Source organism: Bradyrhizobium sp. AT1 (genome assembly GCF_001590795.1).
GTDB lineage: Bacteria > Pseudomonadota > Alphaproteobacteria > Rhizobiales > Xanthobacteraceae > Bradyrhizobium.
This window is the reverse complement of record NZ_JXDL01000001.1, coordinates 1,599,233-1,619,027: the sequence shown is the minus strand read 5'-3', so window position 1 is coordinate 1,619,027 and position 19,795 is coordinate 1,599,233. Positions and strand designations below refer to the sequence as shown.

At 65.3% G+C, this 19,795-nt stretch carries 26 protein-coding genes and 1 pseudogene; 17 read left to right on the top strand and 10 right to left on the bottom strand.

What is annotated here, in order from left to right:
• Positions 1-34 precede the first annotated feature (34 nt).
• Both SE92_RS07820 and SE92_RS07815 read left to right on the top strand, forming a co-directional pair.
• The gene (locus SE92_RS07820) at positions 35-559 is read left to right on the top strand and encodes an MOSC domain-containing protein (protein ID WP_063195179.1); all 525 of its coding nucleotides are present in this window, start codon (positions 35-37) and stop codon (positions 557-559) included.
• On the top strand, positions 556-1,512 hold the full coding sequence (locus tag SE92_RS07815; protein ID WP_063195178.1) for a PDR/VanB family oxidoreductase: 957 nt from the start codon (positions 556-558) through the stop codon (positions 1,510-1,512). Before SE92_RS07820 ends, SE92_RS07815 begins: the two co-directional genes overlap by 4 nt.
• A gap of 7 nt (positions 1,513-1,519) precedes the next feature.
• On the opposite strand, the gene SE92_RS37445 is transcribed toward SE92_RS07815, so the two are convergent.
• Both SE92_RS37445 and yidD read right to left on the bottom strand, forming a co-directional pair.
• A complete protein-coding gene (locus SE92_RS37445) occupies positions 1,520-1,744 on the bottom strand; it encodes a hypothetical protein (RefSeq protein ID WP_063203394.1) in 225 nt (74 codons plus the stop codon).
• 91 nt (positions 1,745-1,835) lie between these two features.
• A complete protein-coding gene (gene yidD / locus SE92_RS07805; RefSeq protein WP_063195177.1) occupies positions 1,836-2,174 on the bottom strand; it encodes a membrane protein insertion efficiency factor YidD in 339 nt (112 codons plus the stop codon).
• A 243-nt stretch (positions 2,175-2,417) separates the two neighbouring features.
• Between yidD and SE92_RS07800 the strand changes: the two genes are divergently transcribed.
• Positions 2,418-3,311, top strand: coding sequence for a COG3904 family protein (locus tag SE92_RS07800; RefSeq protein WP_063195176.1), 894 nt, complete (start codon positions 2,418-2,420; stop codon positions 3,309-3,311).
• A gap of 62 nt (positions 3,312-3,373) precedes the next feature.
• Here the strand turns inward: SE92_RS07800 and SE92_RS07795 are convergent, their stop codons facing one another.
• Entirely contained in the window at positions 3,374-3,829 is a 456-nt protein-coding gene (locus SE92_RS07795) for an iron-sulfur cluster assembly scaffold protein (protein WP_063195175.1), read from the bottom strand.
• 256 nt (positions 3,830-4,085) lie between these two features.
• Here SE92_RS07795 and folE point away from each other — a divergent pair, with 256 nt between their 5' ends.
• From folE to SE92_RS07775, 4 genes are all read left to right on the top strand, one after another.
• A complete protein-coding gene (folE, locus tag SE92_RS07790; protein WP_063195174.1) occupies positions 4,086-4,763 on the top strand; it encodes a GTP cyclohydrolase I FolE in 678 nt (225 codons plus the stop codon).
• A gap of 24 nt (positions 4,764-4,787) precedes the next feature.
• Positions 4,788-5,210, top strand: a complete 423-nt coding sequence (gene hisI / locus SE92_RS07785) for a phosphoribosyl-AMP cyclohydrolase (protein WP_063195173.1) — start codon at positions 4,788-4,790, stop codon at positions 5,208-5,210.
• A 110-nt stretch (positions 5,211-5,320) separates the two neighbouring features.
• Positions 5,321-6,382 (top strand): transglycosylase, encoded by a 1,062-nt coding sequence (locus SE92_RS07780; RefSeq protein WP_063195172.1) that lies wholly within the window; start codon positions 5,321-5,323, stop codon positions 6,380-6,382.
• A gap of 243 nt (positions 6,383-6,625) precedes the next feature.
• Positions 6,626-7,792 (top strand): DUF2336 domain-containing protein, encoded by a 1,167-nt coding sequence (locus SE92_RS07775; RefSeq protein ID WP_063195171.1) that lies wholly within the window; start codon positions 6,626-6,628, stop codon positions 7,790-7,792.
• A gap of 148 nt (positions 7,793-7,940) precedes the next feature.
• Here the strand turns inward: SE92_RS07775 and SE92_RS07770 are convergent, their stop codons facing one another.
• Positions 7,941-8,519 (bottom strand): Hpt domain-containing protein, encoded by a 579-nt coding sequence (locus SE92_RS07770; RefSeq protein WP_063195170.1) that lies wholly within the window; start codon positions 8,517-8,519, stop codon positions 7,941-7,943.
• Positions 8,520-8,546: 27 nt separating this feature from the next.
• Positions 8,547-9,092, bottom strand: a complete 546-nt coding sequence (locus SE92_RS07765; protein WP_008549760.1) for a response regulator — start codon at positions 9,090-9,092, stop codon at positions 8,547-8,549.
• A gap of 159 nt (positions 9,093-9,251) precedes the next feature.
• Between SE92_RS07765 and SE92_RS07760 the strand changes: the two genes are divergently transcribed.
• The 3 genes from SE92_RS07760 (at position 9,252) to SE92_RS07750 (ending at position 10,724) form a co-directional block, all read left to right on the top strand.
• Positions 9,252-9,815, top strand: coding sequence for a DUF2975 domain-containing protein (locus SE92_RS07760; RefSeq protein WP_063195169.1), 564 nt, complete (start codon positions 9,252-9,254; stop codon positions 9,813-9,815).
• Positions 9,816-9,817: 2 nt separating this feature from the next.
• Positions 9,818-10,072 carry a helix-turn-helix domain-containing protein gene (locus SE92_RS07755; RefSeq protein ID WP_063195168.1) on the top strand — a complete coding sequence of 85 codons (255 nt, stop codon included), beginning with the start codon at positions 9,818-9,820 and terminating at the stop codon, positions 10,070-10,072.
• A 67-nt stretch (positions 10,073-10,139) separates the two neighbouring features.
• Positions 10,140-10,724, top strand: coding sequence for a hypothetical protein (locus SE92_RS07750; RefSeq protein ID WP_063195167.1), 585 nt, complete (start codon positions 10,140-10,142; stop codon positions 10,722-10,724).
• A gap of 13 nt (positions 10,725-10,737) precedes the next feature.
• On the opposite strand, the gene SE92_RS07745 is transcribed toward SE92_RS07750, so the two are convergent.
• On the bottom strand, positions 10,738-11,517 hold the full coding sequence (locus tag SE92_RS07745) for an NAD kinase (RefSeq protein WP_063195166.1): 780 nt from the start codon (positions 11,515-11,517) through the stop codon (positions 10,738-10,740).
• 244 nt (positions 11,518-11,761) lie between these two features.
• On the opposite strand from SE92_RS07745, the gene SE92_RS07740 reads away from it, so the two are divergent.
• Positions 11,762-13,330, top strand: a complete 1,569-nt coding sequence (locus tag SE92_RS07740; protein WP_063195165.1) for a S10 family peptidase — start codon at positions 11,762-11,764, stop codon at positions 13,328-13,330.
• Here SE92_RS07740 and SE92_RS07735 read toward each other — a convergent pair.
• Together SE92_RS07735 and SE92_RS07730 are read right to left on the bottom strand one after the other, a co-directional pair.
• Complete coding sequence (locus tag SE92_RS07735) at positions 13,320-14,705, bottom strand: serine hydrolase domain-containing protein (RefSeq protein WP_063195164.1); 1,386 nt, start codon at positions 14,703-14,705, stop codon at positions 13,320-13,322. The genes SE92_RS07740 and SE92_RS07735 overlap by 11 nt on opposite strands.
• A gap of 104 nt (positions 14,706-14,809) precedes the next feature.
• Positions 14,810-15,352 (bottom strand): tetratricopeptide repeat protein, encoded by a 543-nt coding sequence (locus SE92_RS07730; protein WP_063195163.1) that lies wholly within the window; start codon positions 15,350-15,352, stop codon positions 14,810-14,812.
• Positions 15,353-15,602: 250 nt separating this feature from the next.
• Here SE92_RS07730 and SE92_RS07725 point away from each other — a divergent pair, with 250 nt between their 5' ends.
• From SE92_RS07725 to SE92_RS07710, 4 genes are all read left to right on the top strand, one after another.
• Positions 15,603-15,959 (top strand): His-rich protein BRANT, encoded by a 357-nt coding sequence (locus SE92_RS07725; protein WP_063195162.1) that lies wholly within the window; start codon positions 15,603-15,605, stop codon positions 15,957-15,959.
• 210 nt (positions 15,960-16,169) lie between these two features.
• Positions 16,170-16,604 carry a hypothetical protein gene (locus SE92_RS07720; RefSeq protein WP_198172580.1) on the top strand — a complete coding sequence of 145 codons (435 nt, stop codon included), beginning with the start codon at positions 16,170-16,172 and terminating at the stop codon, positions 16,602-16,604.
• A 287-nt stretch (positions 16,605-16,891) separates the two neighbouring features.
• Positions 16,892-17,599, top strand: a complete 708-nt coding sequence (locus SE92_RS07715; protein WP_063203392.1) for an outer membrane protein — start codon at positions 16,892-16,894, stop codon at positions 17,597-17,599.
• A 254-nt stretch (positions 17,600-17,853) separates the two neighbouring features.
• Positions 17,854-18,096 carry a DUF6719 family protein gene (locus tag SE92_RS07710; protein ID WP_063195161.1) on the top strand — a complete coding sequence of 81 codons (243 nt, stop codon included), beginning with the start codon at positions 17,854-17,856 and terminating at the stop codon, positions 18,094-18,096.
• A 28-nt stretch (positions 18,097-18,124) separates the two neighbouring features.
• Here SE92_RS07710 and SE92_RS07705 read toward each other — a convergent pair whose 3' ends face one another.
• Positions 18,125-18,379 (bottom strand): hypothetical protein, encoded by a 255-nt coding sequence (locus SE92_RS07705; protein WP_063195160.1) that lies wholly within the window; start codon positions 18,377-18,379, stop codon positions 18,125-18,127.
• 316 nt (positions 18,380-18,695) lie between these two features.
• Positions 18,696-19,070: a hypothetical protein gene (locus SE92_RS07700; protein ID WP_063195159.1), complete on the bottom strand. Its 375-nt coding sequence runs from the start codon at positions 19,068-19,070 to the stop codon at positions 18,696-18,698.
• 101 nt (positions 19,071-19,171) lie between these two features.
• Between SE92_RS07700 and SE92_RS36535 the strand changes: the two genes are divergently transcribed.
• Together SE92_RS36535 and SE92_RS37080 are read left to right on the top strand one after the other, a co-directional pair.
• Positions 19,172-19,336 (top strand): hypothetical protein, encoded by a 165-nt coding sequence (locus tag SE92_RS36535; RefSeq protein ID WP_198172578.1) that lies wholly within the window; start codon positions 19,172-19,174, stop codon positions 19,334-19,336.
• A 356-nt stretch (positions 19,337-19,692) separates the two neighbouring features.
• A pseudogene (locus tag SE92_RS37080) lies at positions 19,693-19,795 on the top strand (class I SAM-dependent methyltransferase); the annotation flags it as partial.

The following is a 19,795-nucleotide window of genomic DNA, read 5'->3' as shown; positions in this document are numbered from 1 at the left end:
GCGGCGCGCCATCGCTTCTCACAAGGATTTTGTCATGCTCGATACCACCAACCGCGCCGGCCTGGCGCAGGGCGCAACGCAACTCGGCTGGACCGGGATGGTGCGCTTCCTTCACTTGACCCCGCGCGCGTTCCTGCCGATGCGCGCCGCAGAAACGATCACCCTCGTCGCCGGTCGAGGAATCGAGGGCGATCGCTACATGATCGGCAACGAAGAGGGATTTTATTCGCACAAGCCCGAGGAGGGTCGGCAGGTCACCCTGTTCGAGCTCGAGACGCTGGTTGCGCTGAAGCGCGACGCCGGCATCGAGCTTGGCCCGGAAGAGCACCGGCGCAACGTGACGGTGGAGGGGGTGCCGCTGAACCACCTCGTCGGCCGCCGCTTCTGGCTGGGGGAGGCCCTGCTGGAAGCGACGCGGTTGTCGGTGCCATGCCGGCACATCGAGGAGATCACCGGCAAGGCGATCTTCGATCCCCTGATCAACCGTTCCGGTCTCAACTGTAAGATCCTTCAAGGCGGCATCGTCAGGGTCGGCGACGCCGTCCGGAACGCCGCATGAAGGCGCGTCCTATCACGACGGTCAAGACGATCGTCACTGACGTCAAGGAAGCCGGAGCAGGAATCAAGCTGTTCTCCCTGGCCGATCCGGACCAATGGGAATTGCCGCCCTTCAGACCCGGCGCGCATATCGACCTGCATCTGCCGAACGGACTCGTGCGTACTTATTCGCTGTGCAACGAGCCCGCCGACAACAAGCGCTACGTCATTGCGGTCAAGCGAGAACCAGGCGGGCGGGGCGGTTCACGCGCGCTGCACGACGAGGTCGCCATCGGCGACGTCCTCGGCGTCTCGCTGCCGCGCGGCGGACTGGATATCGTTCCGGGCATCGTACGCTACGTGTTCGTGGCCGGTGGCATCGGCGTGACACCGTTCTTGTCGATGGCGCGGCACCTCGAACAAACGAAGCAGGCGGACTTCACGCTGCATCTGATCGTCCGCGAGGAGGTGCCGCTCGCCGCGGAGCTCGGGTCTTTGATCGAACAGGGGCGTGTCGTCGTGCATCGCACGTTCCTGTCCGGGCGCCCTGATCTGGCGCCCCTCATCGGGAAGAGCGGATCCGAGACGAAGGTCGCCTGCTGCGGGCCGGAATCCATGATCGATGATTTCGAGCGGGTCACGACCACATGGCCGGCGGCCAATGTCCATATCGAGCGCTTTGTCGCCCCGCCGCCTGTCATCGACCCCGACGCAAAACCGTTTACGGTGTCGCTGGCGCGTACTGGTACCGACATCCAGGTTCGTGCCGGGCAGACCATGCTGGCTGCCTTGCAGGCGGGAGGCGTCGACATCGCGACCTCCTGCTGCGGCGGCATCTGCGGCGCCTGCAAAGTCGGTTGGATCGAGGGCAAGCCAATCCATCGTGACCGCATCCTGTCGCCTTATGAGCGTGAACGTTATCTCATGGTCTGCGTCGCAGGATCGGACGCGGACCGGCTGGTGCTGGATCTCTAGAGCCAGCCTACCAGTGCACGCTCTGGCTCGGCACGATGAACGCCGTCGTGCTCGGCGCCGTGGCGAGGCTCGATGCCAGATACCAGCCGGAGCCGAGCACGAGCGCCAGCAGGGCGACGATCGCGAGCAGATCCATGGTTCTGGGGTCGTGATGCCGCCTCGGGCCGGGGTTGGGCCCAGGCCGGACGCGAAGATGTCCGACGTGAGAATGAGGGCTGATTTTCCAGCGCATTGTTGTTTCCTCCCGGGGGAGCATCAAAACAACGCGGAAAGGACGTCCACAGTTCCGCTCAGGCTAGCGACCGCAAGGCATCGCCGCAATCTCAGGATGCATTGACGCCGCGCCAGCGGGCATAGCGCCACGGCAGATACCAGCGCGCGCCTTGCGGCGCGGTGAGCGGTACGTTGTCGATGCCGGACGTGCCGAAGGGATTGCACCGCAACAGCCGCGCGAGCGTCATCCAGCCGCCGGCCCAGAGCCCGAACCGTTCGATCGCCTCGTCGCCGTAAACGGAGCAGGTTGGCAGATGCCGGCAATTGTAGCCGACCAGGGGCGAGAGCGTATGCCGGTAGAGCCAGATCAGCGCGCGGCCAAATCTGCGCGGGAGCCTGAGTGCCCCTTCGACCGAACCAGAACAACGCCCGCAGGCTGGATGCTTCATGTGCGCTGTGCCGCCAGGTTGGGCGAGGTATTGCACAGTTCCGGCGCAGGGAACTGTAAGCTGTTGTTTGCACGCCATATTTTGCATGCTTTTTGGGAGCAGTGCAGCAAGTACCTATGGACGATCTGTATTCCCCCGGATACCATTTTTGTGACGTTCATGTGTAGACTCATCGGACGCAAAACGGGGCTTGCCTGAATCGGCTTTGGCTTAGTGCTTGGGGCTTGGGGGGAAGGGACCAGTTTGAAAGTTCTGACGTCGCTCAATCTTCGCGGCTGGTTGCTGGTGGGAACCGCCGTTTGTGGAGTCGTGCTGGCTGGCGCTGTCGCGACACTCGGGTCTTCGGCCCGCGCCGGTGCCGCTCTCGAAGAGCGCAAGCTGCCGATGAAGTTCAACTGGATCGCCTGCGAGCCGAACTGCCGCGGCTGGGTCAGCGCGGTGGGCATCATCACCGCCGATACGCCGAAGGATTTCGAAGAATTTTCTCGCGGACGCCAGCTCGGCGGTGCCACCGTCGTGCTCGATTCCAGCGGCGGTTCCGTCAATGACGCGATCACGCTTGGCCGACGCTTCCGCAATCTCGGGCTCCTGACCACGGTCGGCGTCAGTCTGCGCGGTGGACAGTCGGTTCGTCCGGCGGTCGCGCCGGAGGCTTATTGCGAATCCATGTGCGTGTTCCTGCTGCTGGCCGGCAAGAAGCGCTACGTGCCGGAAGCGGCCCATGTCCGCGTCCACCAGATCTGGATGGGCGACCGGGCCGACGATGCCAAGGCTGCGAGCTACAGCGCGCAGGATCTGATGATCGTGGAGCGCGATATCGGCCGGCTCGCCAAATACACCTTTGACATGGGCGGAGCGGGCGATCTGCTGTCGCTCGCGCTCAGCGTTCCGCCCTGGGAAGATCTGCACGAGCTGGACGCCGGCGAGCTCAAGCTCACCAATCTCGTGACGACGGATCTCGTGGCCGACGTGCTTCCGCATGTGGACATCTCCGCGCCGGCGATGGCGGAGCTTGCCCCGAAGACGCAGGCCAGGTTCGGCACGGAACCGGAGCAGCCTGCCAAGTCGACCAAGACGGCGGAAGCCCTGGTGCCGACGGGCGGTGTGGCCGCTCCGGCTGCGGCGGCACAGAAGTAAGATTCCCGACACGTCAGTCCAGCTTTCGCGCTGACGCGCGCCCCGGAATGACATCGATAGGCTCAGCCCTGCGCTGCAGCCGGCTGCTTGGCCTTGGCCTCGATCTGGCCGATGGCATCGACCACGGCATCGAAGGTCAGAAGCGTCGAGGCGTGGCGCGCCTTGTACTCACGGACCGGCTCGAGGAACTTGATCTCCTCCCATTTGCCTTGAGGAGGGGCGCCATTCTCCTTGAGCATCTTGCGAACGGTTTCGCGTAACTCACGGAGTTCGCTCGCGGACGAGCCGACCACGTGACTTGCCATGATGGATGAAGAGGCCTGTCCCAGCGCGCAGGCCTTCACGTCATGGGCGAAGTCGGTGACCGTGTCGCCCTCCATCTTGAGGTCGACCTTCACGGTCGAGCCGCACAGCTTGGAGTGGGCGGTGGCGGAGGCATCGGGGGCCGGCAGCCGTCCGAGGCGCGGAATATTCCCCGCCAGCTCGATGATCCGCTTGTTGTAGATGTCGTTCAGCATGTGATGGAGTCCAACACGTCCAGAGCCTCTTCCGGGCCGGATCGGCCTTGGCGGGCGCCGTTCACGGTCCTATATAGGGTGGGAACTGGTGGAAAAACAGTCCAGCGATGCGAGCAGCGGTGATCCAGATCTGCGCTGTCGGCGTTATGGACCCGGGACCCTTTTTGCCAAAACTGTTCTCTTCAGGCGTCCGGCGGCTTGGTCGCCCCGTCTGCCGGTGACACTCCGGCCTTTAAGGCCGTCGAACGGAGTCGATATGGACGCCACAATCAAGCCGATCCGCCCCAACAAGCAGCCCGAGAGCCGACCTGCCGAGCTCGACCCCGCTGAATTCCTCGCGGCCGCCGTCCGCGCCGACCAGCCGCGCCCGGCGCGTGCCGAGGCGGAAGCGGCGGTGAAGACGCTGCTCGCCTATATCGGCGAGAACACCGAGCGCGAGGGCCTGCTCGACACGCCGCGCCGCGTGGTCGAGGCCTTCGACGAGCTCTATCAGGGCTATCACCAGTGCCCGGCCGAGGTGCTCGACCGCACCTTCGGCGAGACCGCCGGCTATGACGATTTCGTGCTGGTGCGCGACATCGAGTTCACCTCGCAATGCGAGCATCACATGATGCCGTTCTACGGCAAGGCGCACATCGCCTATACGCCGGTGGAGCGCGTCGTCGGCCTGTCCAAGCTGGCACGCCTCACGGACATCTTCGCCCGCCGGCTCCAGACCCAGGAGCACCTGACGGCGCAGATCGCGGCGGCGATCGACGAGGTGCTGAAGCCTCGCGGCGTTGCCGTGCTGATCGAGGCCGAGCATACCTGCATGTCGGTGCGCGGCGTCGCCAAGCATGGCGCCTCCACCTTCACCAGTCGCTTCACCGGCATGTTCCGCGACAATCCGGCGGAGCAGGCCCGTTTCCTGTCCCTGGTGCGAGGCACGCGCTGACCTCGCGAACAGATCGGCAAGGTCGTGTCCGTTCACTCTCATGAGATCGAGGAAGGCCTGTCCTTCCAGCCGCGCTTCGATGCCAGCGGCCTCGTGACTGTCGTCGCGACCGACGTCGCCACCGGCGACGTCCTGATGGTCGCGCACATGAACGACGAGGCGCTGCGCAAGACGATCGCGACCGGCGAGGCCTGGTACTTCAGCCGCTCGCGCAAGGCCTTGTGGCGAAAAGGTGAGACCTCGGGTCAAACCCAGCGCGTGGTCGAGATGCGCACCGATTGCGACCAGGACGCGGTCTGGATCCGTGTCGAGCAGATCGGGGCTGCCTGCCACACCGGGCGACGCTCGTGCTTCTATCGCAAGGTCGAACGCGAGGGCGGAGGCGCCAAGCTGGTCTTCACAGATGCGGAGCGGCTGTTCGATCCGGATGCGGTCTACAAGAAGTAGCTCGCTGCCATTCCGTGGCACGCGAAGCGCGAGCCCGGGATGACGGCGAGGGCGGAATTAACCCCGCATTAACCATACCTGTCCCACGGTGAGACGACAGGGCGTCCGAATTGCCGGCGCCGCTCAACGCCGCGCGGGGCGGGCACTTCATCATGTCGGTCGACAATTCCAGTGCCACGCAGACGGTCGGTCTCGATCCGACGCGGGCGCGCGTCGCCGGTGCGATCAAGCAGGCCTCGAACGTCAGCGGCGTCAGCTTCCAGTACATGCTGACCACCGCCAAGATGGAATCGGATTTCGATCCCACGGCAGGGGCCACCACCTCGTCCGCGCATGGGCTCTACCAGTTCATCGACCAGACCTGGCTCGGCACCGTGAAGGAGGCCGGCACCCAGCTCGGCTACGGCAACTATTCCGACGCCATCACCAGGACGTCGTCGGGCGGCTACAGCGTGGATGATCCCGCGATGAAGCGGTCGATCATGAAGCTGCGTGACGATCCGGAAGCCGCCTCCAGCATGGCGGCGGCGCTGACGCAGTCGAACAGCTTCAAGCTCACCGGCCTGCTCGGGCGCAGGCCGAGCGACAGCGAGCTCTACATGGCGCATTTCATGGGAGTCGGCGGCGCCGCAAAACTGATCGCGAATGCCGAGGACAATCCGCAAGCGGTCGGTGCGCGGCTGTTTCCCAACGCGGCGTCCGCTAACCGTTCGATCTTCTACGCCAAGGACGGCCGCGCCCGCAGCGTCTCCGAAGTCTATTCGGTGCTGGACGCGCGCTATGCCAGCGCGGCCAATTCGAAGGTGACCCGCAGCGCGATGGCGATGTATGGCGGCACGCCGTCGACGACGCAGGTTGCGAGCGCGAATGGCGTGCAGCCGACTGCACCGATGGTCGACAACGCCGCCTATCTCCAGACCTTCCCCAACACGAACGCCGTGACGCCCGTCAGTGCGACCTCGTCCACGACGGTCGCGGACAATGCACCAGTCGCGCCGGCCTTCCGCTCGATCTATCAGCCCGGCGACACCACGCAGCCGGTCTCGACCACGGTGCAGAAATTGTGGGGCAACAACGCCTCGCTCACCTCGGTCGCGTCAGCGGCGCCGGACGTGCGGCCGCCGCAGCCGCTCGATCTCTTCAGCGATCGCAGCGGCACGTTCAGCAGCTAATTCTCGGGCCGTGTCCCGGACAAGGCGCAGCGCGTGAGCGATGCGCCGCAGAGCCGGGACCCAGGCCGCGCGCATCTCGCTCAGAGATTCCGGGGCACGCGAGCCGAGGCGCCTTTGTTCCCTTAACAAATCCTCAACAAAACCAGTCAGTTATGGTGAACGCTTTGTTAAGCGTCGTGGTTTATTTTGTGTTGCAGGTGACGAGCCGTCATCATTTTCGTTTGTTGTGTAGCCGGAAGCAGCATGATTGTTCGGCAGTTCATCAATTGGATCAGGACGGCGCCCGCCGGCGAGCGGGCCGAGGCGACACGGGCGTTGGCCCGGGCCTGGCTGATCTCGGACCTTTCGACCGACGACCGCATCGCCGCCGAAGGCGCGCTGTTGATGCTGCTCGACGATCCCTCGCCGCTGGTGCGGCAGGCGATGGCCGAGGCGTTTGCGCGCAGCACGGATGCGCCGGCCTCGATCGTGCGGGCGCTGTCGGCGGACCAGCCGACCGTCGCGCTGCCGGTGCTCGAACATTCGCCGCTTCTGATCGATGCCGACCTCGTCGACATCGTCGCGACCGGCAATGACGAGGTGCAATGCGCGGTCGCCCGCCGCATCGCGCTGCCGGTCTCGGTCTGCGCCGCCATCGCCGAAGTCGGCTGCGCCGCGGCGGCGCTCGAGCTGATCGAAAATCCCCATGCCGAGCTTGCGCCGTTCTCCTGGAATCGCATCGTCGAGCGCCACGGCCATCTCGCCGCCATCCGCGAGGCGATGCTGGTGCTGGATGATCTGCCGTCCGCAACGCGCGCGGCGCTGGTGGCGAAACTCTCGGAGACGCTGGCGCAGTTCGTCGTGGCGCGGAACTGGCTGAGCGCCGACCGCGCCGACCGCATCACGGTCGAGGCGCGCGACCGCTCCACCATTAACATCGCGGCGCGCTCGCGCGGCGAGGACATGCAGGGCCTGGTGCATCATCTGCGCGTGACGGGCCAACTGACCGCTGGCCTGATCCTGCGCGCGCTGCTGTCCAGCAATCTCGATTTGTTCGACGCGGCGCTGGCTGAGCTTGCCGATCTGCCGCTGGCGCGCGTCACCGCGCTGCTGCACGACCGCGGCGGCAACAGCCTGCACGCGCTGCTACGCCGCGCCGGGCTGCCCGAGGCGACGTTCGCGGCGTTCCAGGTCGCGCTCGATGCCTGCCACGAGCAAGGCTTCGTCGACAGTGACGACGGCGCGGCACGGCTGCGCCGCCGCATGGTCGAGCGCGTGCCCACCCATTGCGAGACCGACCGCGGCGCCACCGATCCGCTGATGGTCCTGCTGCGCCGCTTCGCCACCGAATCGGCGCGCGAAGAGGCAAGGCTGTTCTGCGACGAGCTCGTCGCGGACGAGGACGTCTACGACGATCTGATCGCGGCGTGACCCACCAACCACCGTCATTGCGAGCGTAGCGACTTGTCCGCCGAAGCCTTGGCGAAGGCGGAAGCAATCCAGAATCTCTCCGCGGAAAGACTCTGGATTGCTTCGTCGCTAGGGCTTCTCGCAATGACGAGGAGGAGAGGGCGGCGAACTACTCCGCGGGCGCGATGCTCGGCGCCATGATCACTTCGAGATGCTCGGGCCGGTCGCGGTTGACCTGGGTGAGATAGTCGTCGGCGACCTTGCGCAGGCGGCGGCTGAGCTCGGCGGAGACGCTGATGCTGTCGAGCCTGGTGTTCTCGTGCACGATGGCGAGGATGGCGTTGATGTGGTGCGTGAACAGTTCGGCCGGGACCTTTTCCAGATCCGGCGCGTGCTCGATGACGCGGCACAGGCTCTCGGCGACCCCCGCCGCGGCCGGATAGCCGAAGGTCGCGGCGTCGCCCTTGATGTCGTGGGCGGCGTGAAACAGCTCGTCGCGGCGTTCCCGGGTGAAGCCGTCATTGCGAACGGCGACATAGGCGGCCGACAGACGGTTGACCTCGGTGGTCATCCACTCCTTGAATTCGCCGGAAAGACCCGCGAGCGCCTGCTCGGCGCGACCGACCGGATCGTCCAGGTCCTTCTCCTCGACGCGGCGCAGAACCTTGCGCAGCGGATTGGGCTGCGTGATGATCTGGTGCGTGGCGAAGGCTTTGACCTCAATGTCCTTTGCGCTGTTCTTCGCCATGATGCCTGCCTCGTCGGGGACGTTGCGCTAGATGGAGGATCGGGCCTTGTCGAGCAGCGAGGGCTGCTGCAGCACCTCGTGCTTTTCGCCGACGCGGCGTTCGGGACCCATGTAAGCGGAATTGGTGTTGCGGCGCCGGTCCGGCCCGAAATAGGTCTTGGTCTTGATGAAGGGCCGGGGATTGGCAACCACGTTGAGGATGCGCTGATAGAGCCCCTTGGCCGAGATCGGCTTGGCCAGGAATTCGGTGACGCCGGCATCGCGCGCCACAGTGACGCGGCGCTTCTCGGAATGACCGGTCAGCATGATGATCGGCGCGTAGGGGTTGCCCTTGGATTCCGGCTGCCGGATCATCTGCGCAAGCTCGAGCCCGTCGAAGATCGGCATCGCCCAATCGGTGATGACGATGTCGGGCACGTAATGGCTGTACATCTCGAGCGCGGTGGCGCCGTCCTCGGCCTCGTAGACTTCGCGCGCGCCGAAGGAGTGCAGCAGCGTGCGCAGGATGCGGCGCATGTGCGGATTGTCGTCGCAGACGAGGAAGCGCAGCTTGTTGAAGTCGATGCGGAACATGGCGCCCGGGCTTAAGCGGTCAACTTTCGTTAACCATATCGCGGCGGGGGTTAAGGAAGGGTTGCCGCTGCATCAGAGTGCAAGCGTTCCTAATATCGTAATTCTGCCATTTTTTATCGTAATACAATAAAAATATTCGAATGAACGGGAGCTAGTCCGATGAGCGTGATCGCGTTTCCTTACCCCACACCGGTTGAGCCGCGGCTGCGGCGCATCGGACGGATCGTGGCTGCCGGCGCGCTCGTCTGTGTCGCGGGGGCGGTCCTGGCGGTGCCGCTGCTCTGGTCGAGCGACGAGCTCCTCCGGCACTGGATCGCGACCCAGTCCGCGCTGGGCGCGCGGCCGTTCACGCTCAATCTCGACACGCGTCTAGCCGGCGCGCTGATCAGTCTGCTCGGACTTGCGCCTGTCATCTATGCGCTGCTGCAGCTGTCGATGTTGTTCTCGCGCTTCGCACGCGGCGAGGTCTTCGTGACCGGCAACGCCTGGCGCATCCGCCGCATGGGCCTCGCGCTGATCGTGAGCGCATTGATCTCGCCGCTGGTGCAGATGCTCACCACGATCAACCTGACGCGGGCCAACCAGCCCGGCCAGATCGTCGTCATGTTCGGTATCGAGCAGTCGCATGTGCTGTCGGTGCTGAGCGGCCTCGCGCTCCTCGCGTTCGCGACCGTGATGGCCGATGCCGTTCGCGTCTGGCACGAGAACAGCGAGATCATCTGACCATGCCGATCATCGTCAATCTCGACGTCATGCTCGCCAGGCGCAAGATCCGCTCGCGCGAGCTCGCCGCGCGCATCGAGCTCACTGAGGCGAACGTCTCATTGCTCAAGTCGGGGAAGGTGAGAGGCATCCGCTTCGACACGCTGGAGCGGATCTGCGCCGTGCTCGACTGCCAGCCCGGCGATATCCTGGAATACGTTCCCGACAGCACGGACGACGCGCTGGAATCGCGCGCGGCCGGTCGCAAGTCAGCCTAGCCAGGCTCGTCCAACTCGAGCTCCGTTTACCTCAAGCCCGTTCAATTCAAGACTGGAGACGTCTGCGATGAACCGCCTCGTGCGCGTTCTTGCGAGCGCGACTGCGCTCGCGCTTGCCGGTTGCAGCTCGGTGCCGCTGACATCGATCCCGCGGCTTGCCCGCATCGATGCCAAGACGACGGATCTGTCGATGCTGCGCGTCGCCGTGCAACTGCCCGAGGTGCTTCGGTCGCGTTCGGGCGGCGTCAAGCTCGACGTTGTCACCAAGGTGGTGGGCGAGGCCGAGACCAGGACCAGCTTTGCCATGATGGAGATGAGCGAGGCGCGAGATCGCGCCGGCCTGCCGGCGCCGCCGGAAGGATCTGCAATCCATGCCTATCGCTTGTCGCCGGGCGATGCGGCGCGCTTCGAGGCGCTGCGGGCGGCGATGGTCGAGCAGGGCAGGCAAGGCAAGCGCGGGTCGATGGGGCTCGGCGTGGCGGCCAAGGAGTTCTGTCGCGCGAACGCCGCGCCGCAGGCCGCGCTCCCTGTCACGATCTATCTGATGACCTCGGAGACGAAGAGCTTCGTCCCGGTCGTCAGCGATTTTGACATGCTCAGTGATCCCGCTCTGGCGGGCGGCCTGGACTCGGTTCAGCCCTGCGGCCAGTGATCGGCGCTGAAGCTCAGTAGCCGAACTGCTCGCGCAGGATGCGCTCTTCCAGGCTGTGGCCGGGATCGAACAGCATCCGCATCGAGATGGTCTTGTCGGAGAGCACCTCGACGCGGCGGACGTCGCGCACCTCGTCGTGGTCGGCGACCGCCGCCACGGGGCGCTTGTCGCCCTCCAGCACTTCGATCACGACGTAAGCCGTGTTGGGCAACAGCGCGCCGCGCCAGCGGCGCGGGCGGAAGGCGCTGATCGGGGTCAGCGCCAGCAGGGCGGCGTTGATCGGCAGGATCGGTCCCTGGGCCGAGAGATTGTAGGCGGTCGAGCCGGCCGGCGTTGCCACCATGATGCCGTCGGCGATCAGCTCGGGCATGCGCTCACGCTCGTCGATCATGATCCTCAAGCGCGCGGCCTGGTAGGTCTGCCGGAACAGGGCAACTTCGTTGATGGCGTGGTGCAGGTGGACGCGGTCGTTGACGTCGGTTGCGCGCATCAGGAGGGGGTTGATCTCGGATTCATGCGCCGCCTCGAGCCGCGCGCGCAGATCGTGCGTCGAGTATTCATTCATCAGGAAGCCAACGGTGCCGCGGTGCATGCCGTAGATCGGCTTTCCCGTGTGCATGTTCTGGTGCAGCGTCTGCAGCATCAGCCCGTCGCCGCCGAGCGCGACCACGATATCGGCTTCGTTCGGGGCGCAATTGCCGTAGTCCCGGGTGAGCTGACCGATGGCGGCCTGCGCCTCGCTGCTCGGGCTGGCGACGAAGGCGATGCGCTCGTATCGCTTGGGCTTGGTCATGAGCTTCCGGGCAGGTGCCGCTGTCTTGAGTAAGTTCCGCCGGGCTCGTCTATACGAGGTAGGCCTGTATTGTCGAGGATCACCGCCGCACAGGGCGAACGGGCTATTGTCGCTTTCCGAGAACAAAACGGGTTGATCGAGCCAGCCCGGAAGGCGCCATCGGACCGGCGATCCCGCAAACCGTCGCAATTCCTCGCTAGCGTCGGTGCGCACCGGCTATGACAGCCGGGCAGGGAGAACGATCATGCTCACGATCTTGCCGACGCTGCGACGAACGGGGCTGGCGCTGGCCGTGTCCGCGGTCGCACTCTCGAGCCTTGCGCGGGCGGATGATGCGCCGCAGCCGCGTGCCGAGGCGGCAGCACCGGCGGGACAGAAGGGCGGGCGCGCCGGCAATGCGCAAGGTGCGGCGCAGGCTGCGCCGGCGGCGGCCGAGCCGCATCGCCTCCCGCCCGACTCGACCACGAAGCAGACGCTGGAGCTGCCCGGCCGCACCCTGAGCTTCGCCGCGACCGCCGGCTCCATCCGCGTGTTCGACGGCAAGGGCGAGCCGCTGGCCGACATCGCCTATACGTCCTACCAGCTCGACGGCGCCGACCGCGCGACGCGCCCGGTGACGTTCCTGTTCAATGGTGGGCCCGGCGCGTCCTCGGCCTGGCTCCAATTCGGCGCGGCCGGTCCATGGCGGCTGCCGCTCGATGGCGATGCGCTGTCGCCGTCGGCCTCGCCCGAGGTGAAGCCGAACGCGGAGACCTGGCTCGATTTCACCGATCTCGTCTTCATCGATCCCGTCAGCACCGGCTATAGCCGCTTCATCGCGACCGCTGAGGACGCGCGCAAATCGTTCTATTCCGTCGACGGCGACGTCAACACGATCGCGCTGGTGATCCGCCGCTGGCTCGAGAAGCACGACCGGCTGACCTCGCCGAAATACGTCGCGGGCGAGAGCTATGGCGGAATTCGCGGGCCGAAGGTGGTGCGCCAGTTGCAGCTCCAGCACGGCGTCGGCGTCAAGGGATTGATCCTGGTGTCGCCGCTGCTCGATTTCCGCGAGTTCACCGGCACCAGCCTCCTGCAATACGTCGCGACCTTGCCAAGCTATGTAGCGGTGGCGCGGGCGGCCAAGGGGCCGGTCAAGCGCGCCGACCTCGCCGACGTCGAGGCCTACGCGCGCGGCGAATTCCTGGCCGACCTCGTCAAGGGCGAGGCGGACAAGGAGGCCACCAATCGTCTCGCCGACAAGGTCGCCGAGCTCACCGGCATCGACCAGGCGGTGAGCCGCAGGCTCGCCGGCCGGTTCGACGTCGGTGAATTCCGCCGCGAATTCGACCGAAAGAACGGCAAGGTGACGGGGCGCTACGACGCCTCCGTGCGCGGCTACGATCCCTATCCGGATTCGAGCAGCTCGCGGTTCGGCGACCCCTCGGGCGATACGCTGCAGGCGCCGCTCACGAGTGCCGCCGTCGACGTGCTTTCGCGCAAGCTCAACTGGAAGCCGGACGGCTCCTATGAGGTTTTGAACGGCGCTGTGGAAGGTCACTGGGATTTCGGCCGCGGCATCAACCCGCCGCAATCGGTGTCCGAGTTGCGCCAGATCCTCGCCACCGATGCCAAGCTGAACGTGCTGGTCGCGCACGGCCTGTTCGATCTCGCCACGCCCTATTTCGGAACGAAGCGCGCGCTCGATCAACTGCCCGCGTTCGTCACGCAGCGCGTCAAGTTCGCCGTCTATCCCGGCGGCCACATGTTCTATTCGCAAGGCGGCTCGCGGCAGGCGTTGCGCAGCGAGGTCGAGCGATTGATCAGGGAGTAGGCCGCCGTTTGCGCGGCTTATATCTTCGAGCAATCTCGCGTGCCACGACGCTTGCCGGCTTCACGTTCGCGCCCGCGATCCAGACGTCGCTGACCTTGCCGCGCTTGTCGCGGATGCGGCGGACCGGCTCGCCGTGGCTGGCGTGACCGGCGCCCCAGGCAATCTTGCCGGTATCGCGGCCGGTGACTTCGATCTCGGTGGCATCCATGAACGGATTGTTGAATTGCGGATTGGCCACGAGCACGCGATTGCCCAGCGGCACGAGGTCGGTCGCGCCCCAGATCGTCCACCAGCGGCCGGTCCAGTCGCGCAGGCGCCGGTCGGGCGCGCCGCGGGTCTGGAACACACGCAGGATCTGCATCGCGCCGTCCATCCAGAACGGCGCCGCGCCGTCGATGGAGTTGCTGAGGATGCTGATCGTGAGCTCGCAGGCCGGGATCGCGCAGGTCCGCGAGATATAGCCCTGGAAGTGGCCGCCATGGCCGAACCAGTCCCAGCCGTCCAGCTTGCCGGCGCCGATCCCCAAGCCGTAATAGGCCTCGAAGTTCTGCGGGATGCGCCAATGATGCCGCGTCATCTCGCGGCGGCTCGCGGCCGACAACACGCTCTTTTTCGCATTTGGCGCGAGCTGCGCGAAGAAGCGGGCGGTGTCGGCGGCGGTGGCGGCGAAGCCGGTCGCGGAGGCCATCGCGTGGGTCGGATTGTTGCCCGGTATCACGCAACGCTCGCCGAGCGGCAGGCGTCGCGTGTGGCCGCGAGCGAACGGCGCGCCCTTGGCAAGCGGCGCGTCCGGCTCGGTCTCGCGCAGGCCCGCGGCCTCGACGATCTCGCGCTTGATCCAGGCGGAGTAGGGCTCCTTCGTCACGGCTTCGATGACGAGGCCGAGCAGGCCGAAGCCGTGATTGGAATATTTGAAGCGCGTGCCGGGCTCGATCACGCCCGGCAGCTTCAATTCTGCGAGCAGCTCCTTCGCGTCGAGATAGGGACGGCGATCGATGAACTGGCCGGAATCGGCGCCGTCGCGCGTCAACCCCGCACTGTGCGAGAGCGCTTGCGCAATCGTCGTCTCGGCGACGCGCGGATGCAGGCCGCCGACATAGTCGCCGACGGTGTCGTCGAGCCTGAGCTTGCGCTGCTCGCGCAGCTTCATGATGCCGGCCGCGGTGAAGCTCTTGGAATGCGAGGCAATGCGGCAGCGATGGCGTGGGGTGAGCCGCTCGCCGGTGTCGAGATTGGCGAGGCCGAACGCATGCTCGGCGACGATTTCGCCGCGATGGGCGAAGGCGACGATGACGCCTGGCTGTTGGATCGTGGTCAGCTGGAATTCGATCCAGGAGCTAATGTAGTCGATCGCGGATCGCAGCCACGGGTCCATTGCGCACCAATTGCGGGGAGGATTCTCGCGCCAAGGCTAGCCGAGAACGCAGAACGGGCACAACCAGGTTGTGCCCGTTCGCTTGGTTCGCAGATGCGTTGTGGTCAGTAGACCAGCGTTGCGCCGGTCGGCTTGTCGAGGGCTGCCGCAAGCGAGCGATATTCGGAGCTGTCGGTGCCGGCGAGCGAGGCGATCTTGTTCAGATGGTACTGCGCCTGTTCGCGGTTACCCTGCTCGAGCTGCCAGAGGCCGTAATACTGCCAGGTGCGGACGTGGTTCGGATCGTCCTTCAGCGCCAGCTCGTAATAGACCTTCGACGATTGATAGTCGCCGAGCTTGCGATAGGAGTAGCCGATCAGATTGGCGACGTCGGCGACGTCGTCGCGTTTCAGCGACTTCAACTGGCCGATCGCGCCGGAGTAGTCGTGGTTGTCGTAGATCGCGGTGTAGGCGGTGCGATAGGCGGAGAGGAATTTGGGATCGCTGACGGAAGAGCTCTTCTTCTTGCCCTTCTTGGACGACGAGTCCGACTTCGGCGGCGAGGAGGGCTCGTCACTGCCGGCGGCATAGGCGCTGGACAGCACCGGTGCGACCGCCAGCGACATGGCGACCAGTCCCGGCACGACAAGCATTGAGAGTTTGCGCATCTAAATTCTCCCGTATGGAACGTGGCGATCCTACACGATTGCCCAAAGACCGGAACACCCGTCCGGCAAAAACATTCCCGCATCGCACGATCCATTCAGCCCGGTGCAGATGACAAACTTGTCATCGAGATGAACGGAAGCCTGCAATCGGCTTCAGATCGGGTTCAGCGCCTCGCCGCTAGGCTCCGTCCTACGATCCAAGGGTAGGCGAGAGGGCGCCGCCTGGAGATCCTTCCAAGAGGAGACCACCATGCTGAAGACGATTTCCGCAGCCTTGCTCGCAGCTTCCGTGATCGCAGCCCCGGCCTTCGCCGCCGAGACCGGCAAGACCACCACGACGGCCCCGGTGATCAAGGCGGACCAGAGCCAGACCAAGGCCTCGACCACCGCCGCGAAACCCGAGGCCGGCCTCAAGGCCGACACCAAGACCGGCGACGCCAAGGTGGATACCAAGTCGAAGGCGATGAACGCCAACGCGGCGGTCACGACCGACGAGCACAAGACGGTGCGCACGCATCGCCATCACCACAAGCATCTGTCGGCCAAGAAGTCGCAGAAGGCGCAGCCGGATCTGACCAAGCCGGCGACCACCGAGAAGCGCAGCTAACGACTGATCCTGCGCGGCGGCTTCCAAGCATTGCCCCGCCGCCGCGTCAGGGCGTCAGGCCCGGCCCGCCGTCTCGGCGCCTCGCGCGAAAGCGCAAGGTGCCGGCGGCGGGACGGTGCGTTGGTCGCAGCGCGCCGCGAACGCCAATTCCCTTTGCGTAACCCAGCGGTTAGAACGTCTCCGAGTCTGATCGAGCGGAGAGCGTGACCTGTGGGGCGATTGGCGAAAACCAGCGTGCGCCTGGCGATAGTTCTGGCCTTGCCGCTGGCGCTTGCGGCTTGTTTCGGCAGCGACAGTGACCGTCCGACCTTCATGGGCGGGAGCCAGGCCGGCGGGCCGCAGCCGTTTCCCGACAATTTCCGCAGCGATACGCTGGCGCTGATGCGCACCTATCTGAACAACCCGGTCGGCGTGCGCGAGGCCAGCATGGCCGAGCCGGTCCAACGCGAGGTCGGCGGCCGGCAATTCTATGTGAGCTGTCTGCACTTCACCCCGCGCGAGACCGACGGCAGCTACAAAGCCATGCGGGAGCGCGCGGTGATCTTCGTCAACGGGCGGCCGGACCGCGTCGTCGACCGCACCAGCGAGCTCTGCGCCGGCGCGGTTTACGTACCCTTTCCGGAACTCGAAAAGATGACGCGGTAGCGCAAAGCCCGCCTTCATTGGCCGGTGCTAGAACGACGATGGCCGGAGCCGCTGGATCACATTTCGGCGAGCTTTGAACGGGGTGATTTCGGCTTGCGACAAATCGTTACGGAAGCTCTTGCGCAGGCGGAAAAAACCGTCCGCGCAGATCGATGTGACGGAACAAAATCGCGCTGTTGCCACCCCGTCACAGTAACGAACGATCAACGTTCCGGCATCGCCGCGAAGCAACCCAATTCACGCCACGTTGTTTCCTGAGTGTCGTAAATGAAAGAACGGGGATGATCATGAAATCGATTTTGTTGGGCGCAGTCGCGCTGCTCGCGCTGGCCGGATCGGCCGCAGCAGCCGACATGCAGGCGCGCCCATACACCAAGGCGCCGGCCTATACGCCGCCGCAGGTGATCTATAACTGGACCGGCTTCTACATCGGCGGCCATGTCGGCGGCGCGTTCGCCGGCGACAGCAGCTTCCAGTCCAGCGACGCCCGCTTCCTGGGCGGCGTGCAGGGCGGCTTCGACTACCAGTTCGCGCCCAATTGGGTGGTGGGTATCGAGGCCCAGTATTCCTGGCTGCCGACCAACAACAACGGTGCCACGTTCCCGCTGGGCACGCAGGTGACCTCCAACACCGACCAGCTCGGGTCGGTGACCGGCCGCATCGGCTACACCTGGGGACCAACACTGCTCTACGCCAAGGGCGGTTATGCTTGGCGCAACGGCGGCCTGGGCGTCAACGTCGCCGGGGTGCCGCAGACCTTCACCGCCACCGGCAACAACAAGGACGGCTACACCGTCGGCGCCGGCCTCGAATACATGTTTGCGCCGAACTGGTCGGCCAAGGCCGAGTACCAGTACTACAATTTCGGCAGCACCACCTTCACCTCAGGTCCGGCCGACATCGTCGGCGTTCGTGGCCGGGAGGACGAGCATACCGTCAAGGTCGGTGTGAACTACCGCTTCGGCTGGGGCGGGCCGGCAGCCTCGCGCTACTGACGCCTGTTGCCCGCGACCACGCTTTCTGAGAAAGGCCGGCTCTCCGCCGGCCTTTCGTTTGTGGCCCTCGTAGATCCCCTGTATTTGCAATGCGTGAACCATCTGGCGCGTCATTTGCAGGCAAACATTCCGGCGGGGCGCGTTCTCACGCGCGTCATGGGATCTGGGTAAAGCAAAAATAATTTTTGCCGCTTACGGAACTCGCGCTCCGGATAGCGTTATATGAGAATTACCGGGCTGGTGGGACGACGGACATGCGTATCTTGGTGTCGGCGGTGGTGCTTTCGGGCTTTGTCAGCCTGCCGTGCTCTGCACAGACAATCCTCAAATCCGAGCCTCTGATGTTGGCACCTTACGAGGTGGCTTTCGTCAAGGATGCATCCTGCCCGTCGGGCAAGGTGCTGAAGGTCACCGGTGCCATCCGCGGGCTGCATCGCCGCAAGGCCTGCGTGGCGCTGGCTGGCGAGCAGGCTTCGCTGGCAGCCGCGACGCCCTGATCAAGTCGCGGCTTCGGCCAGCCGAACCTCACGAATTCAGCTCGAGCTCCATCTTGGACTGGCGTTCGGCCTCGGCCTTGTTCGCGGCGGGGTCCTCGCCCTGGGCGACCCGGCAGGGCTTGATCTCGTACTCGTTGTCGAGCACCCGGCGCGGCCCGGGGCGGTCTTCGTCGACGCTGACATCGACGACCAGGCCGCTGCGGTGCGCGAGCTTCCAGACGTCGGATTCACTCGGATAGGCCTTGCTGATCTGGGCGTCGTTGCAAAACAAGGCGTAGGGCATGTCCCGCTCCCGGAAAGCCCGTTAACGACCTCATCCACCGGCGGGTTCCAGGCCGCGGACGATCACGGGACCGTGATCTGGGCTGAAGGGTCCTGAGTCCTTAACGAGTCCTGAATCGCGAAAAAAAGAATCCTTGGGACTCGTTTGGCGGAATCAGCGGATGTTTTCCGCCATGACGAGCGACCTGAAGACCTCCTGCGGGCACATGCTCCTGCCGCTGACGCTGGCGCTATTCGGCGCCTGTGCGGCCAATCTTTGGCTGGTGTGGTCCTGGTTATAGGTCCTGGCTGTCGGCCCCTCTGTCGGGGGGCCGGCCCTACTTTTTGCCCAGTGGACCGGAGGCGTCGCGGATGGCGGCGCGCAATTTGGTCAGGGTTTCGGCGCAATATTCCTCGCGCTCGCGCTCGAACCGCTCCTGATGCTTGCGGAAATTGGCGATGCGGGCCTGCATCTCGGTGCGGAAATCACCGCTCGCCCGCGGCGGCGAAAGCTGGATGGGTTGAGGCTGCGGAGGGGGCTGGAGCGGCGCGATCTCGACCTTGACGGCCTCGACCGCGACCACCTCGATAGTCGCCGCGGCACGGTCCGTCGGCGCTTCCGGCCGAAGGACGTCATCCTTCCTGCCGGTCACCGATTGGACGAAGGCCATTGTCTGCGCGATCAGTGCGTCGCGCTCCCTGATCCACTTCATGGTCCACCTCAGCCGTGCCCCATTCCAGCAAAGCGGCTGCGCCGAATCAAGGTCGTTCGCAAGGGATTGCATATTTTTCCCGGTCGTCCGACATTGAGCAGATGGATTCCGCAAAAGACCAGCCGGACGAGGTGGAAGGCCTGAGGCTCATCCGCGCGTTCCTGTCGCTGCCGCCCGACAGGCGGGCGGAGGTGATCGCGTTCGCTGAGGAATTGGCCCGTGCCCACGGCCGGCCCGAGGAGGGTACGCCGGCCTCGCCGAGGTGAGCGCCCAAGCGCGATGCGATGGGGATGAATCGCCATCGCGCTTCAGTTGGCGACCGACAGCGACCGGCTGAAGGACGAGGTCGGAAAATTCCTGCGGACGGTGCGCACGGCGTAAGCGCACCCCCGCAGCGCTTACTGAGGCAGGAGAAATGCAAGCGCCATGACGAGCAGGACGACCGTCATGATAACGGCCGTTGCCGCACTTGCGACGATCCTGGCCTTCTCTTTCGAAGTCGTGGGGCGCATGGGACCTCGATCAGACGGATGACGCGGGCAGGCTTGCCCGCGCGGCTTTCGGTGCAGCGCTTTGCCTGTATAGTGCGCCCGCGCCGAAATTTCGACCCGCGTACCATCCGATGATCGCCAACCGTCCTCCCGTGCTCGCCCACGAACGCTTCGTCGCCGACCGCGATAATTTCGCAGGGCTGGACCTCGCCGCAAGGTTCGAGCGGATCGAGC